At 46.1% G+C, this 15,815-nt stretch carries 15 protein-coding genes; 1 reads left to right on the top strand and 14 read right to left on the bottom strand.

Features of this window, described 5'->3' with window-relative positions; translation table 11 throughout:
• Positions 1-120 precede the first annotated feature (120 nt).
• Positions 121-894, bottom strand: a complete 774-nt coding sequence (locus DVG78_RS02820; protein WP_114459530.1) for a pentapeptide repeat-containing protein — start codon at positions 892-894, stop codon at positions 121-123.
• 82 nt (positions 895-976) lie between these two features.
• Positions 977-1,987: a cyanophycinase gene (locus tag DVG78_RS02815; RefSeq protein WP_114459529.1), complete on the bottom strand. Its 1,011-nt coding sequence runs from the start codon at positions 1,985-1,987 to the stop codon at positions 977-979.
• A gap of 149 nt (positions 1,988-2,136) precedes the next feature.
• Here DVG78_RS02815 and DVG78_RS02810 point away from each other — a divergent pair, with 149 nt between their 5' ends.
• Positions 2,137-3,111 (top strand): DNA/RNA non-specific endonuclease, encoded by a 975-nt coding sequence (locus DVG78_RS02810; RefSeq protein ID WP_114459528.1) that lies wholly within the window; start codon positions 2,137-2,139, stop codon positions 3,109-3,111.
• Between the two features lie 11 nt (positions 3,112-3,122).
• On the opposite strand, the gene DVG78_RS02805 is transcribed toward DVG78_RS02810, so the two are convergent.
• The 12 genes from DVG78_RS02805 to DVG78_RS02750 all read right to left on the bottom strand — a co-directional run bounded on the left by DVG78_RS02805 (position 3,123) and on the right by DVG78_RS02750 (position 15,722).
• Positions 3,123-3,545 (bottom strand): secondary thiamine-phosphate synthase enzyme YjbQ, encoded by a 423-nt coding sequence (locus DVG78_RS02805; RefSeq protein ID WP_114459527.1) that lies wholly within the window; start codon positions 3,543-3,545, stop codon positions 3,123-3,125.
• 883 nt (positions 3,546-4,428) lie between these two features.
• Positions 4,429-5,829 (bottom strand): tRNA uridine-5-carboxymethylaminomethyl(34) synthesis GTPase MnmE, encoded by a 1,401-nt coding sequence (gene mnmE / locus DVG78_RS02800; protein WP_114459526.1) that lies wholly within the window; start codon positions 5,827-5,829, stop codon positions 4,429-4,431.
• Positions 5,830-5,831: 2 nt separating this feature from the next.
• Positions 5,832-6,032, bottom strand: a complete 201-nt coding sequence (locus DVG78_RS02795) for a DUF4177 domain-containing protein (RefSeq protein WP_114459525.1) — start codon at positions 6,030-6,032, stop codon at positions 5,832-5,834.
• A 31-nt stretch (positions 6,033-6,063) separates the two neighbouring features.
• On the bottom strand, positions 6,064-6,822 hold the full coding sequence (locus DVG78_RS02790) for a DUF3575 domain-containing protein (RefSeq protein WP_114459524.1): 759 nt from the start codon (positions 6,820-6,822) through the stop codon (positions 6,064-6,066).
• Positions 6,819-7,580 (bottom strand): LVIVD repeat-containing protein, encoded by a 762-nt coding sequence (locus DVG78_RS02785; RefSeq protein WP_114459523.1) that lies wholly within the window; start codon positions 7,578-7,580, stop codon positions 6,819-6,821. The genes DVG78_RS02790 and DVG78_RS02785 overlap by 4 nt, the downstream gene beginning before the upstream one ends.
• 15 nt (positions 7,581-7,595) lie before the next feature.
• Positions 7,596-8,141, bottom strand: coding sequence for an LVIVD repeat-containing protein (locus DVG78_RS02780; RefSeq protein WP_114459522.1), 546 nt, complete (start codon positions 8,139-8,141; stop codon positions 7,596-7,598).
• Positions 8,142-8,180: 39 nt separating this feature from the next.
• Positions 8,181-9,473, bottom strand: a complete 1,293-nt coding sequence (locus DVG78_RS02775; protein WP_114459521.1) for a metallophosphoesterase family protein — start codon at positions 9,471-9,473, stop codon at positions 8,181-8,183.
• 45 nt (positions 9,474-9,518) lie between these two features.
• Entirely contained in the window at positions 9,519-11,543 is a 2,025-nt protein-coding gene (locus tag DVG78_RS02770; RefSeq protein WP_114459520.1) for an OmpA family protein, read from the bottom strand.
• Positions 11,544-11,674: 131 nt separating this feature from the next.
• A complete protein-coding gene (locus tag DVG78_RS02765) occupies positions 11,675-13,042 on the bottom strand; it encodes a glycoside hydrolase family 140 protein (protein WP_114459519.1) in 1,368 nt (455 codons plus the stop codon).
• Positions 13,043-13,161: 119 nt separating this feature from the next.
• Complete coding sequence (locus tag DVG78_RS02760; protein WP_114459518.1) at positions 13,162-13,929, bottom strand: 3-hydroxyacyl-CoA dehydrogenase; 768 nt, start codon at positions 13,927-13,929, stop codon at positions 13,162-13,164.
• A gap of 101 nt (positions 13,930-14,030) precedes the next feature.
• The gene (locus DVG78_RS02755; protein ID WP_114459517.1) at positions 14,031-14,480 is read right to left on the bottom strand and encodes a DUF3237 domain-containing protein; all 450 of its coding nucleotides are present in this window, start codon (positions 14,478-14,480) and stop codon (positions 14,031-14,033) included.
• A gap of 3 nt (positions 14,481-14,483) precedes the next feature.
• On the bottom strand, positions 14,484-15,722 hold the full coding sequence (locus DVG78_RS02750; protein ID WP_114459621.1) for a flavin-dependent oxidoreductase: 1,239 nt from the start codon (positions 15,720-15,722) through the stop codon (positions 14,484-14,486).
• Between the last annotated feature and the right edge of the window lie 93 nt (positions 15,723-15,815).

The following is a 15,815-nucleotide window of genomic DNA, read 5'->3' as shown; positions in this document are numbered from 1 at the left end:
AAGGGTACGAATTGAAATAACCTGGGGACTAAAACACATAATACCTCCTAAAAAGACGAAGCCTCTCGTTGGGGAGGCTTCGTCTTTTTAGGAAAAGTAGAGATTAGAAATGGGAAAAACCTATCGGGACACGTAGCGCTTACCGTTGGAATATTTAAAATCAACGCTGCCGTCAAAATCGGTTTTGTCGAAAGAAGCACCCGCGTTAAAGTCTGCGTATTTAAAATCGGCATTTCGCTGAAAACGGCTGCCCGCGAAATTTACTTTTTCCTCAAATTCGGCGTATTTGAAGTCAGCATAATCGCGAAAACGTACCTCCTGAAAATCGGCTCGGCGGGAAAAATCAGCGTATTTAAAATTGGCGTAGTCTTCAAATCGGATGTTGGTGTAGAGGGCATCCTGCCGAAATCTGGCGTATTTAAAATTGGCTTGCTCAGCAAATTTGCTACCAGCGAAGTTGGCCACTTTTGAAAAAGTTGAATACTTAAATTCACTGCCGTTTTCAAAAGTACAGTTTTCAAAGACGGCATTTTCACGAAAATCAGCCGAGTACGTAGTGCCGCCGTCACTATTAACTTCAATGTTGAATATTTTGGTGCGGCTGCCATTTTCTTCAAGGCGTTTGTACGCAATTACATCGCCTTTAAACGTGCAATTCCGAAACACCACTGGCACTTCTACCGTTGTTTTTATCTCTTCCCAGCCTTTTTCTTTTTTGATTTTTCGGTTAGAAAGTTCCGTAAAGTCCAAATCTCCAGTAATAACCACTCCGTCGTACTGAACCGACTGGTGTTTGTCAATGGCTTGAAAAATTTCACGGGCTGAGACTTGTTTTTGGGCGTAAAGCGCCGTGGCAGAGAAGGCGGCCAACAAAAATAATGATAAACGTTTCATAGCTGTATAGGCTGTTTTAGGTTGAATAATTGGTTATGAAGGATAGATGCAAAAAAGAAAACCTAGGTTGCACCGCTTTCCATTAATTTTCAAATAAAAGACCGTTTTCCGCAAACCAATATCCCGCAGTACCCGTCGAAAGGGGTTTCCAACGATTTAAATCAAACATACCAGCCCCTTCTGGCGTAGCGGCAATTTTAACCACACTGACAGCTTGCTTTTTTTGGTTCCACGTCAGTTTTTTGCCTTCTTCGCAAGTTTCAGGTTTTCGAGCATCGCCCAATAGAAAATAAGCCGCCTGACTGCCAAATACGCGGACAATGCCTTTCTCATCAATGCAAACGGACGTTTTTTCGTCCACACCAATGCCTTTTGGCTTTTTTATTCCATCGGTTTTCATGCGGGCCAAAAACGCCAGATGCCGCCCGTGTCGACTGCGGTTGCTATAATGCGTATCGGTAATGATATTTTTAAGTACTGGAATATCAATAAATCCACCGTTGAGCAAGGTCATTTTGGAATCAAAAGGATTAGTGAGCGCTTCTACCGAATTGATGCCGTCGTTGAGGGCTGCAAAGCTTACGCCTCCCAAAACGGCACACCCCGCGCTGGTTCCGCCCACGGGCGCTTTTTTGACGTGAATCAGGTAGTTGATGGCGTCTTCTACGGGCGTATCCTGCCAAAATTTCACGTAATTCCCTTGGTCGCCGCCCGCAATAAACAGCAATTCCGCCTGCCGAATCCGTGCGGCAGTGCTGGGATGGAGGGCCAATTCGCGCGAATTAATCAGCAATGTCTCCACCGAATTAACGCCGCCCAATCCATAAATAAAATCGTTGTAACCCGTCGTACCGCTTGCCCTGATTATGACCACATCTCCGCCTTTGGCGCGCTCAATCATCCACCTGAGCGCCTCTTTTACATCGGTACTCCCTCCTCCCAATACATAGCCGTTGATGGTGGGGACTTGTACGTCGGTCGTATCGCCAGTGATGCCAATCGACGCTAAAGCAGCACTTGGGGGAGTCTGCGCCCCCGAAATTTGGACAAAATTTATCCCTAACAAAAGAAAAAAAGCAAATTTCAGCCGCATCAAAAATTGGGTTAGAGTATATAAATTTAGGGTAACTATTGAGCAGTAATGATAAGAAATAAAAGGCTCAAATTGTGGTTAAATTTGTTTAAAACAAGAAAAATCAGACCTTTGGGTCCTCAAATTACTCCTTTGAAACCACGCTCTTTATGCGAATCTTTCGTTCCTCAATTTATATTCTATCAGTATATTTATTGATTATTAGTTGTGTCCGTCAAAAAATAACGACGAACAAAGACAGCGTTCACTTATTATTAGGCAATCCGACCAACGCGCAGGCAAGTGAATCAGCTCCCGATAACTACCTGATTGTGAAACCCCAATATGCTTTGTCTTACAATCGCGCCAAGGGGCACGCCAACTGGGTGGCATGGGAGTTATCGCAAAAATGGCTTGGCAGCAGCGACCGTCAAAATGATTTTCGCCCCGACCCTGTTTTACCCGCTTCTTGGTACAAAGTTACGCCAAATGATTATAGCAATTCAGGATTTGATCGGGGTCACTTATGTCCTTCTGCCGACCGTACCAATTCTGTCGACAACAATTCAAGCACTTTTGTGATGACCAATATGATTCCGCAAGCGCCTGAACTGAACCGCGAAGCGTGGGCGTATCTGGAAGAATATTGCCGCGAACTGGTGGCGCAAAAATACCGCCTTTTTATTGTTTGCGGCACCTACGGCACGGGCGGCGAAGGCAGCAAAGGAACATTAAATAAGCTAGACAACTCCGTCAATGTACCCGCTAGGGTATACAAAGTCATCACGATTTTACCCGAAAACGGAACCGTCAACGACATCAACGCCAATACGCCCGTCATTGCGGTTGATTTTCCCAACAAAACAAGTGCACTACAAAATGCGGGTTGGTTTCGATTTATCACCACGACCGCCGATATTGAGAAAAAAACGGGACTTACTTTTTTTGCCAACGCGCCCAAATCCACGCAAGCGAGCCTCCAAACCAAACGCTTTGACTTCACCAACGCTCCACTTAACGTAGACACCAAATGCCGTCAATACAACGGTCGGCAGCTCTATATCGGCAAGAGCGGCGGGTGTTACTATATCAATTCCAACGGAAATAAATCGTACGTTGAACGCAACCTATGTAACTGTCAATAAGCATATTAGACTCACTCTCCCCAAGCCGTAATCAACAGATTGCGGGGGCCGCCGTTGTCGCGGTGTTCGCAGAGATAAATCCCCTGCCACATTCCCAAGGCCAAGCGCCCGTTTTGGATAGGTAGCAATACTGAACTGCCCAACAAAGCGGCTTTCAGGTGCGCAGGCATATCATCATCGCCTTCATAATTATGCAGGTAATCGGGGTCATTTTCGGGAACTGCTTTATTGAAAAAAGTCTCAAAATCTTGGCGTACGGTCGGGTCGGCATTTTCGTTGAGGGTCAGCGAAGCCGAAGTATGTTGGATAAATACCTGACACATACCAACTTTCAGCTCCCTTAATTGCGGCAGCGCCTGCAACACCTCCGCCGTAATCAAATGAAAACCTCTTTTTCGTGCTTTTAAGCGTAGGGATTGTTGAATGAATTTCATAAAATCTTCACCATTTCAAGCCAAAACAAATACCAACATGATTTAAACTACCAGAGATTATTAATATGATATAAGACCTACAACAACTGTATCAACAATATTTATAGATGCCATTTACGTAGGTCTTTGCGTTATAGCGACAAAATCACATATAGCTAGTTAAACGGCATTTTTTACCTTTTCTCAAATACAAATCTCACTAATAGGCAGGCAACACCTACTTGCCAAAATCTATATTCATTTGCTTCTCTACAAATAGGGATAAAAAAAATCAAAATAGCATATTAATACGTTTTTAAATCCCCAAAAACGCAAAATTTATCAGTAAATACGACCAGAAAAAGACTTTTTGCAAATTATTAATAGCCCAAAAGAAATGAAATCAAGTATTTATTATACCTAATAAAACAACAACAGGATATTTATTGGGTATACTTATACCCAAATATACACCATAAAATATGCCTTCAAAATCAAACTCATCGGAGAGAGTAAAGGGGAAAATTGACGTATTTATTCTAAAGTTCAATATCCTATTTTGTGGAATTGTCCTCTTTATCTCAGGAATTGTAGACTTACAACACAGCTGCGAATACAGCGGTTCTTTCTTATGTATTGCAGGATTGGCCTTGCACCCTACCCCGTGGAAATCCTTAAACGATAAACTTAAATGGAAAACCAGTAGACGTATTCAACTTACGTTGATTACAGGTTTAATCATTTTCAGAATCATCGCTCATCTCATGCATTTGTACCCAAAAAACCGATGATGCCAACAATCCCATCCACAAGCGTATTATTTTCAAGGTAATTCACCAATAAAAAGCATCTAAAATCCTGTAAAATACAGCTTTAGATGCTTTTTAATCAATCAACTTTAAGGTTACTTTCCGATACAAAACTTACTGAAAATATTGGCCAACAAATCGTCGTTGACGATTTGGCCCGTAATTTCTCCTAAATGGTGCAACGCCACGCGAATATCCTGCGCCAAAAAATCGCCCGTGATTCCCATTTCCAATCCATTGAGCGCATCAGTCAGGGCTTGTTGGGTCTTGACCAGATGTTCGTAATGACGTAGGTTCGTTACGACCGTATCAGAGGCGGCATTGGCCAAATAATTTGAAGCCACCAAGGCTTCCTTGAGGGCTTCGATACCTTCGCCTGTTTTGGCGGAGATAGTAACCTCACCCCTATCCCCTCTCCTTTCTGGAAAGGCAGATTTAAAGCCCTCTCCAGTAAGGACGGGGCCGTCCCACGGAGGGTTGGGGGTGGTTAAATCCGCCTTATTCCTCACCCAAATCACCTTTTTTTTCTCCTCCAATCCTTCAGCTAGTGTTTCTACCTCCGCCAGTGTCTCATCACTATCAAACAACATCAACACAATGTCAGCTTGATTCATCGCTCGCTTAGAGCGCTCAATACCAATGGATTCTACAATATCTTCGGTTTCGCGGATGCCTGCTGTGTCGATGATGCGGAACTTGATACCGTTGACATAAAGCACATCCTCTATCACGTCGCGCGTGGTGCCTGCGATGGCCGTTACGATGGCTTTTTCTTCGTTCAACAGGGCGTTGAGCAAGGTAGATTTGCCCACATTGGGTGCCCCGATGATGGCCACGGGCACACCCTCTTTGAGCGCATTGCCGAAATCAAACGACTCAATCAACGGCGCGATGGCCGTTTGCAAACTGATAATCAGTCGTTTGAGGTCGTCACGGTTGGCAAACTCCACATCTTCTTCGCCAAAATCCAGTTCGAGTTCTACCATGGAGGCGAAGTGAATCAATTCTTCACGAAGTGAGGTTAATTTCTTGGAAAAACCGCCCCGCAATTGGTTTAACGCCGTGCGGTGACTCACCGCCGAATCGGCCGCAATGAGGTCGGCAACGGCTTCGGCCTGCACCAAATCAAACTGACCGTTGAGAAATGCCCGCTGGGTAAACTCCCCTGGGCCCGCCAAACGCGCCCCCGAACGAACCAACAGTTTTAGAATCTGGCGAATGATGTAGTCGGAGCCGTGGCAGGATATTTCAACGGTATCTTCTTTGGTAAACGATTTGGGCGACTTAAAAACCGCTACCAGCACTTCATCGACGATGGTTTCACCGTCGCGGATGGTGCCAAAATGTAGCGTATGCGTTTCTACTTTTCGGAGATCTTTTCCCTTAAAAATTTGGTTTACTACCTCAAATGTCCCTTCTCCCGACACGCGTATCACCCCGATGGCACCCACGCCCGAGGCCGTGGCCAAGGCGCAGATAGGTTCTTGTTGTAGCATGTTTAAAACGTACTTAGTCGTTTAAAAATAAACAACAGTTTTTTAGTCGCTCCATTGTACTCGTTGGTGTCCAATGAGTTAAGCAACTCCCAACCTTCTTCGCCCATCTTGTTCAATTGGGTTTCGATGTCTGCCGCGTCCAGTTTTGTACCCCAAAAGCCCCCCGGCTTAAATTCAATTACTTTATATTCAAATTTTGGCATGGCCTTTTCTTTTGATAAAAATGCTTTCTAACTAGGGCAAAGATACGCTTTTAGGCTTTCTTGGCCTAAAAGCGTAGCCCAAAGCTATCCCTGCCGAAAGGCCCGGCATGGTGCCGTAGTTCCCCGGTTGATTGGGTCGAAGATTAAAAAAATCACGTCTGAGCAAGTTCAGGGTTGTTCCATCTAAATTATTTTTCACCCTTAATCCTCTCACTCCCAAGCCCGCATAGATTTCTATCACCATTTTCTTTTGGGTAATCAAAACGTAGCCTAATTTAAAATGCCCCGCCGAAACCAACCGACGCGTATGTATGACGGCTTCCTCAAAATAGGCACAGCCTCCCCACGTATTGCAATCACGGCCTACTGCCTGTAGTTGGTCGGTCAGCACATTTTTATGAAAGTATTCAAGAGCCGCAAAAAAGCCACCGTTGGGTGAAGACATATCGTTGAAATAATACCGAATTTGACTGCGAAAACGCCACGTCTGTCGGTTGGGGTATTGGTCACGTTCGTAAGAATAGACATTGAAAGAATTATGCCCCCACCCTATTTCCTGCTGAACGCTCCAACGTTTGGGCAACGGCACTTCTAGCCCCAAAGTAAAGGTATTGTCGGGATCAATCAACGTACTCGGAATTGTTTTTAGAATAGCTTTCGGCAACGGAATAACCTGCGCATAAAGCGTTGAAATTGAGGCAATTATTCCCACAAAAAGAAATAAACAGCATTTCACAAAAAAGGAATTTTCTTCCCATTTCAGCCCTTTTCTAACTTTATATTTAATCATGGCTCAATGGAAATTTTGCTCAGCAATTCCAATTTTTCTCCTTTTTGGTAACGGTATTGGTAGAAGCCTCCGTCGCCCGTTACGAGCAAAGTTTTAGTGAGTGGAATCACGTCGAAGGATTTAACATCTTTGAGCGTTTCTTTCAGAACGGGCTGTTCTGGTTTTGAAATATCAAACACTTTCAGTCCATTATCTCCCTCACAAACAAACAGTTGTGTTCCATCCACCCCAAGTCCATACGGACTTTCCATCGGTTGGGTATGCACCAAACGGGGATTCTTCAAATCTGACACATCGACCACATCCAATGAACTCAACGACGTAAACTGACGGCAATTTACGCCTCCTCTCAGTGTTACGTAAGCATACTTTTCCTGAACCACCACGGGGTCACAGCTCTGAACGTGGGTATAACGCGAAAGCAGCGAAGGGCTATTTGGTTGTCGATTGTCAAAAATATACATACCGTCGCTGGCCCCGATGAAGAGATTATCTTTGTACGGAAAAATAGTTTCTAACCCAACGTTCAACATTACGTAATTTTTGGCCACAGGGCTGTCGGGCACGCTGATGTCATATACTTGCAATTTATCCGGCAAAACGCAATACAGGGCATTGCCGACAATGGCAAAACGAGCCATCGAACCGCCAACACCCGACTGGCTATTGGGAGAAATATCGGCACTATTATCAGTAGAACAAGCCAAAACTAAACTCCAAATCGCCGCAACAACGGTGGCGTACAGTACCTTTTTCATGGTCGTATCGTTTTTTTAGCGAAAACACTTTGGACGCTTCATTGTCACTTTTTCCCAACCCATCACCATTCCCTTGGTTTGGTCCACACATTCAAAATAAGCGTTGAGATAAGGGGGATAAGATTGCGCAGGAAAAGCATTTTCGATTCGTTTGACCAACCGAACATTGGTGGGGTCGGCAATGTTGAGCACCACAAAATCCCGCCCGTTATCGGCGTACATCAGGTTCCCTTTTACGGCAATGTCCACATTACCAGGAATTTTAATAAACGAAATCTTTTGGGGAGCGGCGGGGTCAGCGTTGTTGAGCAAATGAACGCCTTTGCCCTGCTCATTGATAAAAAGATAGCTCCCTTTTACATAAATCTTCCCCGGCCGACGGAGCGCCTGCGGCGCTTCGGTGGTTACATTTCGCATTTCGTCGGCGCTAAGATAAACGGGTCGGTAGCCCTCTCCCTTAAATTCTGGGGCACCAGGCGGGGCAATGTCATCGCTCACCTCCGAGACACAACCCAGCAACACAAAGAGACTGATAGTCAGAAGAATAAAACTTGACTTCATGGTGTTTATTGGTTAATTCAAGCTGAACAAAAACGTATTTTACCCTATTTTTTCAATCAATCCCGATTGAAGATTGATTCTCCAACTTTCACCCGTTACTACTTTATCTTCTACGTCGCGGTACTCGATGGAGAGATTTTCTTGCTCAAATTTCAACCACGCAAAACCATTGTAGCCCACGCCAATCCGACGGATATTTTTCCTTCTTCGTTGGTCATAAAAAAGAATGGAATCAGTATCTACGCGCGGCGCGTCTATCTCGACCGGCATCCCGCCGTGTCCGATGCAACGACCATGAATGGGCAACCCTCCCACCTTCCGTTCTCGGTAACCAACCAGCCGGTGCTCATGCCCCCACATCCATAACACAGGACGTAAAAACTCACCAAACAGTTGTCTGATTTGCCGCGCTGGACGCGGAAAAGATTTTCTAAAATCCGAAAAGGGGGGATGATGGCTCAAAAAAATGATGCCGCGACGGTCGTCGGGGTTGTCGAGATGCAGTTGATTTTTTAGCCAATTGACTTGTTCTTTCCGTAAATGGCAATCTGGCGGCGAAAGAATCTCGACAAAAGGGCGTTCCACCGAAGTATAGCCTGTATCCAAGCCAATCACTCGCCAATAATCATTTTCAAGGCAGAAAAAGCCCGCTTTCTGTTCTCGAATTACGGAGGCGTCTGACGGGCTCCCTATCAAAGGATTGTTAGAAGTAGCCAACCCGTCTGACGGTTTTAAACCGTCGGACGGGTTCATCTCAAGTTTCAACCCGTCGGACACCGCATTGGCTTCGCGCACGCCCATCGTCGGCAAAAGCATTTTATAAAACGCCGCTCCGTTTGAATACATTTCGTGGTTGCCAGCCAGGGCTAGGCTTCCCCATTTGCCACGGGGCCACGACGCTTTGGGGCTGATAAAATTATCGTGTACTTCCGATGGCGCACCCACAAAATAAATATCCCCTAAGTGAATCGAATAATCTGGTTTATGGAAGGCAACGACCGCGCCCACGCGGTCAGATTCGGGCGTATCAGAAGCCCAATCAGAGAGCAACGCAATCTGGGTCGTTTCGTTTGCGACCTTCATTTTGTAAACCCCCGTGTCGTTGCTGGTGGGGTAATATTGATACGGATGACGGGGGCCAAAACGACTTTTGAGGTAATGATAGGCAAAACCAAAGATATTCAGCCATAAAAAATCGGTCAGCTTTCGCCCCGCCTCGGCCTCCTCAAGGGCACTTTGAAATTGGGCGTTTTGGGTACGCAGGTGGTTTTCCAGCTCAGAATGACCTACATCAACGTACTCTTTTAAATCTCGTTTGGGGGTATCAGGCATCTGACTTGTTTTAAAGTCAGCGAATTAAACAAAAAAATGCTAAAATCAAACCTTTAAAATCGTAAACTCCACCCGCCTATTTTTTTTACGGGTCTCTTCAATTTCATTGCTTGCTACGGGTTTGGTAGAGCCCCATCCTTTCACTTGAAGGCGATTTTCGGCAATGCCTTTGCTTACCAAATACTTTTTCACTTCATTCACTCGGTTTTCAGAGAGCTCCATGTTAAGCTTAAAATCGCCTTGATTGTCAGTATGGCCCTCAATGAGCAGCTCCATATTGGCATATTTGACCATCATTTCGGCAATACGGTCTAAGTCGGGCATGGCTTCGGTCAGCAACTCAAATTTACTTTGCTCAAACATGATTCCATTCGGCGTAATTTTCTTGCCTTCTTTGATAGGAACCAACAAAATATTCCGTTTTATATCGCGAAAACGCTTGTCTTTCGATAAATCTACAATCTCATCCAACGGAAAAAATCCATCCTTCACCGCACTCAAACGATACGACTGCTGAACTGGCAAGATAAGTTTATATTCTCCCGTTTCGGGGTCGTATTCCACTTTAGAAACGTTGGTATTGTCTTTTAATAAATTGGTCAAAATTTCGGTCGTAACTGGTTTTCGGGTATCGGCGTCAATCACGCTGCCCGAAATAATCGCTACCGGTTCTGGACGAATGGCGTTGTAAACCTTAAAACGAAACAAATCCTCCCCGCCCATTGAGTTTTGCATGGAGCTTACATAGGCATATTCTCCCGAAGCAGGAATGCTCAAAAAACCATCCCATTGGGGGGTATTAATGGCGGGCCCCAAGTTTTCGGGCTGACTCCATTTGGTCCACGATTCATCCAAACGGCGCGTCATAAAAATATCCCCACCCCCATAACCCGCATGGCCGTAAGACGTAAAATAGAGCGTTTTGTTATCGGTTGCAATAAAGGGGGCACTTTCTACGTCAGCGGTGTTGATGATTGAACCCATGTTGAGGGGCTTACTCCACGAACCATCGCCTTTGACGAAACTAACGTACAAATCACGGTCGCCGTTGGTATCCTGACGCTTGACCGACATCACCAACACATTTCCTTTGGGCGAAAGTGTAAACTCGGTATTGTTCTTTTTATCAAGGTTATAAATATCCTCAATCTTACATTCAACGGGCATCGTCCAGCCCGTTTTTGTGCGGGTAGATTTAGACAAACCAAACGTCATCGTACCATCTGGACGATACACGTTCATGAGGTACAGCGTTTTTCCGTCGGGCGAAATACTCACAATGGCGTTGTTGTCGGCATTGTTGATAGGCGCACCCATGTTTTGCGCTTCATTCCATTGGTCACCCTGCCGCGTAGAAAACCATACATCCTGGTTTTCAGCACCTCCTACATTTTTTTCGTATTTGCCTCTTGTAAAAAAAATGGTTTTTCCGTCGGGCGAAATGATGGGAGCCACTTCTTGCGCTTTGGTGTTTACACCGATGCCCAAATTCTCTTTGATGATTTCTTTGGGCGCATCTTTGAAAACATTGATTTTTGACTCAAAAGGCTTGTTACTTAACGTCAAACCAATGGCATCTATCTGATTATAGCCTTTGACCCGGGCAGGATTGAGAGACACTTTAACGGAGCTAATCCGCATCGTAGAATCAGGAACGTTTACGACCAAAACCCGACCTACTTCAGAGGCGGCGGCCCCAGAGTTTGTCCACACCGAAACCTCCTTTCCTGCCTCGTCATAAGCATATACCTGCGTAATACAGCCTTGGTTGAAATTTTCGACAATAAGGATTTGGCGTGCTTTTTGTGGCTTCTCAAAAGCCACCTTAATCCACTCTTCTACGTTGGAATCGGCGTTGTAAGGAGACCACGCACAGGCGCTTTCTCCGAAGGGAGGGATAGTATTTGGCGCTCCCAAAGCTTGGACGGCCCTGTACTCTTGCCCGTAGGTTTCTTTACGAAATTCGGATGAAAACCCCACTAACTTGTTGGCCCACTGAACTTCCTGCGCCTGACTCGTGCAAACCGAAGCTAGAACACACCACCACCATCCGATATGTTTGGCCATCATGAAGAGTTGAGAAATAAATTTATGGAGTAATAATGTTGTAAAAATAATCAAAAATCGTTCCGGAAACAGACCCAATCTTCATAAAACCATTCATTTATTGAGCTTTTGGGGATATATTTATCCAATGTTTACTACTTTCTTCCCACATTGCCCAATAACAACAGCCAATCTTCGTCGAGTGTGGGCGGAATAAGCTCTCGAACCCCCTGGGGTTTAAAATACCCGCCAATGAACCGATTATTGGTGCGCGGACTTATCCATAACGCCCTGATATTGCTTCCGTTAATTTTTTCTACGTTCACTTTAATCGTCCTACTAGAAGGCAGATAAATCATGGCCATACGGTTATTGGGTAGTATAGATACCACCCCATAATCATCACTGCCGTACGTGCCGCGTCCTTCTACCAAGAGGTTCGAAGTAGTATCGGGCCGAAAAAGATACCAAGGCAATCCGTTCATTATTTTTTGAAATAAATTCATCTGGGCCACGCCCGGCAAGTCAAGTTTTTGGCGCCAGTCCTCCCCAAAAGCCCACACCGAACTTCCGTAACATTGACCGCTTCCTCCCCCCAAAAGTGACCAATACGCCTGCCGACGTATCATCAGGGCATTGCCCGCATTTTCATCTTCGTACTGCGATTCCCCCAAGATAAACGCTTTTCGCGGCAACTTTTGGGTTTCTTTCAAAGCCACCTCGTAAACGTGCGGCATATCAGAAGTCCACACACCTTGCTTGCCCCGAAAATACGTATAGACCATGCTGAAATCAAGCCACTTTTCGGCAGGAAACACATCGGTACTTGAATGAGAACTTGCCGCGTGATAAGTCATCAACTGGGTGGGCGCGGTTTCTTTGATGCCCTCGGCCATGGCCCGTTGCACTGCCTCCTCGCGTAGCGGATCACGGTCGCCGCCCATAATCCAGAGAATATTGGAATGGTTGCCAAATCGACGACCAAGGTACCGACCAAAATCGCGACACTTGTCGGTTCCGTTGGCGGTCTGTACCTCAAACCAATTCGTACCGCAACAGCCCAGCCAAGCTGGCACAATCGCCACCAACAACTGCATCCGAGCCGCCATTTTTACGATGTCGTCAACGTACGCGAAGTATCTTTCATTCGGAGTAGAAAAATCCCCCTTTCGTGCAAATGGAGCCTCTCCGTAAGCATTCGCTTGATTGGACTCAGGCGGCAACAATTGCACAAAAATAGTATTAAAGTGCTTAGAATGACGGTGTTCTAAATAAAAACGCGCTTCTTCCAATTTCAATTTATGGAACAATGTCCAGCCTGCATCGGCGTTCATCAGGAAAGCCTGACCGTTACGATTTGTCAGGTAACGCCCATCACGGCTGATTTTTAAGGGAAAAGCATTTGGGGTAACGCTAACGGCTGGAACGGGCTTGGATTTTTTGGTAACTCGCCGTTTTTTTTGGGCAAACAGGGAAGGAATCAACAACACTAAAAGCAATACTGTAAATAACGAATGTCTCATGGGGTAACAATAACAGGTTAGGGAGCGCCAAAACTACTAAAAAGCGGCTATTTCTACAAAAGAGCCGCTTTTTAGGCTGCTATTGGACATATTTTTCGAGTTTTTCGCCCCTTCCTATTTCATTTTGCCGCCATTCTTATCGCCCCATCCAAACGAATAACCTCACCATTAAGCATCTGATTTTCAATGATATGCTTGGCGAGTGCCGCGTATTCATGCGGCTTACCTAGCCGAGACGGAAACGGAACCTGCTGCCCCAACGACGCTTTTACCTCATCAGCCATTCCCATTAGCAGCGGCGTTTCAAAAATACCCGGTGCAATGGTCATTATCCGAATTCCCAACTTGGCAAACTCGCGCGCGATGGGCAGCGTCATTGCCACAATTCCACCTTTCGAGGCAGAATACGCCGCTTGCCCGATTTGGCCATCGAAGGCCGCCACCGATGCCGTATTGATGATGATTCCGCGCTCGCCGCTTTCTTCGGGCTCATTGTGCTGCATCACCGCCGCCGCCAAACGAATCACGTTGAAAGTCCCGATGAGATTGATGGAGATGACGTTGGTAAAACGCTCCAGCGAATGGGGGCCGTTTTTGCCCACAACTCGCTCGGCGGGGCCGATTCCTGCGCAGTTGATTACGCCATCCAGTCCGCCAAAAGCATCGATTGCCGTATCAATGGCATTTTGGACGCTTTCGGGGTTGGTCACATCGGTATGAACAAACAGCGCGTTTTCGCCCAGCTCCGCCTCTGTTTGTTCGCCCACTGTGGTGTTTACGTCGGCCAATACCGCGTTACCTCCGTCTTCAACAATCATTTTGGCCGTGGCCGCTCCCAAACCAGAAGCGCCCCCCGTAATCAAAAATGTTTTCTCCTGAATTTTCATTGTTGCTGATGTTAAAACTTCTGGAATACAATTTAGTACAAATCTCTTAACCCATCATGCAAGCGTTTTGTTAAACCTTATAAAGTGGCTTTAAAAATGCCCTACAAAACCTCATACACCTGAATCAATACTTTATCGGGTTTACGCACACCCGTGGCCACAAAAACCGACTGCGTGAGCCAAGCGTAGCGGGGATCGGCGGTTTCAAACACAGGAATGGAACGAAAATAGTACTGCGACGGCAATACTTCTTCACCCGCCGCGAGTCGTTTCATTACCGCCGCAGGGCCTCGTCTAAGTCCCTGATTGACAATTGTTATCAATGCTCCATCGTCGGTTTTCAGCACATAACGCGCGTCTACTTCAGCTACTTCATCGGTTCGAATCAACTGCCAATCGTAGCCTCCTGCCTGAATAGTTCCTTTTATTTTTGCCCCTTCAAACGTCCCCCCTTTGATGGGTATCATCCGACGATTGCCCTTGGGCGTATCTCCCAACACCTGTATTTCTGCCACTTCTACCCGCAGCTCAAAAGCGAATTTCAATTCCATTCTTTATGATTTTTGGTTAAGGGTTTGAATATCAAACCCCGCAATCTGTTTGTAACGATTCATTACTTCTTCCAACTCCGCTTGCGGTATTTGGTCTTCCGAAAAACCGTTGGGAAAACGTTCTTCCATGCGGTCCATGATTTCGTCGGGACCTTTGGCGCGGTTTTGCAACACCACTTTTGCCGTAGCAGGCACGCGCTCATCGTTGTACGCCATTAACGCTTCCGTGGGATTTTGCGTATTTTTCAAACATTCCGCCAAATAATCGGCATCCAAAATCGCCTGCGACGCCCCGTTGGAACCAATCGGGTACATGGGATGGGCGGCATCGCCGAGCAAGGTTACGCGGCCAAACGTCCAGCGTTCCAAGGGATTTCGGTCCGACATCGGAAATTCGTACACGACTTTGGCTCCCGCAATCATGGCGGGTACATCAAGCCAGTCAAAGGTCCAATCTTGGTATTTATTGACCAATCGCAGCTGGTCTGCGGGGCGATTCCAATCCCTTACTTCTAGTTTTTGTTGCTCGTTTGCACGCACATTCGCCACCCAATTGATGAGTTTATTTCCCTCCGCATCAGGCTCAGGATGAATGGGATACGCCACTATTTTTTGGGCATTATGCCCCACCATCACCATCGTTGTCCCGTTCAGAAACGGCTTCATCCGCGTGGTGCCCCGGTACAAGATATTGGAAGAATACACCGGCGGGCCTTCGTTGGGATACAGTTGTTGCCGCACCACCGAATTGATTCCATCCGCTCCAATCAGCAAATCGCCCCGCTCCTGCCCGATGTTTTGTCCCGTTTCTTTGTTTACAAAATGCGCGATGACTTCCCCTTCGTTTTGTTCGAAAGAGGCCAAATGATGGTTGGTCAGGAGTGCCTCACTGCCCAAAACCCGCGTGGCTTCTTCAAAAAGCAATTGTTGCAACCTACCGCGATGGACTGAAAATTGGGGCCATTTATACCCCGCAAACCGCCCGCGTGGCTCGCTCCAAAAAGGCTGTCCAAATTTATTAAAATAGGCCAAATCGGTCGTTTCAATGGCATTTTGGGCAATAATGGATTGCAGGCCAAGGTGGGTAAGCACCCGAACCGAATGCGGCAGCAAATTGATACCAACCCCCAGCGGTTTTACTTCTTTGACCGATTCAAAGACTTTTACTTCCAGCCCGAGCTTGTGTAGGCAAAGGGCGGTGGTCAACCCACCAATGCCCCCGCCAATGATTAGTACTTTCATATTTTTTTTAAACCGAATATTAAATAAAATCACGCAAAGTCACTAAGACGCAGAGATTTAAAAGAAAATGCTGGTGCGCTCGGTTGCTCACAA

The organism is Runella aurantiaca, from assembly GCF_003339505.1.
Lineage (GTDB): Bacteria > Bacteroidota > Bacteroidia > Cytophagales > Spirosomataceae > Runella > Runella aurantiaca.
Note: the sequence above shows the minus strand (reverse complement) of the source record. Positions and strands in the feature narration are given on the sequence as shown.

Coding starts and splice junctions, on each gene's coding strand:
- DVG78_RS02820 (WP_114459530.1), bottom strand. CDS start 894: ATGAAACGTTTATCATTATTTTTGTTGGCCGCCTTCTCTGCCACGGCG.
- DVG78_RS02815 (WP_114459529.1), bottom strand. CDS start 1,987: ATGCGGCTGAAATTTGCTTTTTTTCTTTTGTTAGGGATAAATTTTGTC.
- DVG78_RS02810 (WP_114459528.1), top strand. CDS start 2,137: ATGCGAATCTTTCGTTCCTCAATTTATATTCTATCAGTATATTTATTG.
- DVG78_RS02805 (WP_114459527.1), bottom strand. CDS start 3,545: ATGAAATTCATTCAACAATCCCTACGCTTAAAAGCACGAAAAAGAGGT.
- mnmE (WP_114459526.1), bottom strand. CDS start 5,829: ATGCTACAACAAGAACCTATCTGCGCCTTGGCCACGGCCTCGGGCGTG.
- DVG78_RS02795 (WP_114459525.1), bottom strand. CDS start 6,032: ATGCCAAAATTTGAATATAAAGTAATTGAATTTAAGCCGGGGGGCTTT.
- DVG78_RS02790 (WP_114459524.1), bottom strand. CDS start 6,822: ATGATTAAATATAAAGTTAGAAAAGGGCTGAAATGGGAAGAAAATTCC.
- DVG78_RS02785 (WP_114459523.1), bottom strand. CDS start 7,580: ATGAAAAAGGTACTGTACGCCACCGTTGTTGCGGCGATTTGGAGTTTA.
- DVG78_RS02780 (WP_114459522.1), bottom strand. CDS start 8,141: ATGAAGTCAAGTTTTATTCTTCTGACTATCAGTCTCTTTGTGTTGCTG.
- DVG78_RS02775 (WP_114459521.1), bottom strand. CDS start 9,473: ATGCCTGATACCCCCAAACGAGATTTAAAAGAGTACGTTGATGTAGGT.
- DVG78_RS02770 (WP_114459520.1), bottom strand. CDS start 11,543: ATGATGGCCAAACATATCGGATGGTGGTGGTGTGTTCTAGCTTCGGTT.
- DVG78_RS02765 (WP_114459519.1), bottom strand. CDS start 13,042: ATGAGACATTCGTTATTTACAGTATTGCTTTTAGTGTTGTTGATTCCT.
- DVG78_RS02760 (WP_114459518.1), bottom strand. CDS start 13,929: ATGAAAATTCAGGAGAAAACATTTTTGATTACGGGGGGCGCTTCTGGT.
- DVG78_RS02755 (WP_114459517.1), bottom strand. CDS start 14,480: ATGGAATTGAAATTCGCTTTTGAGCTGCGGGTAGAAGTGGCAGAAATA.
- DVG78_RS02750 (WP_114459621.1), bottom strand. CDS start 15,722: ATGAAAGTACTAATCATTGGCGGGGGCATTGGTGGGTTGACCACCGCC.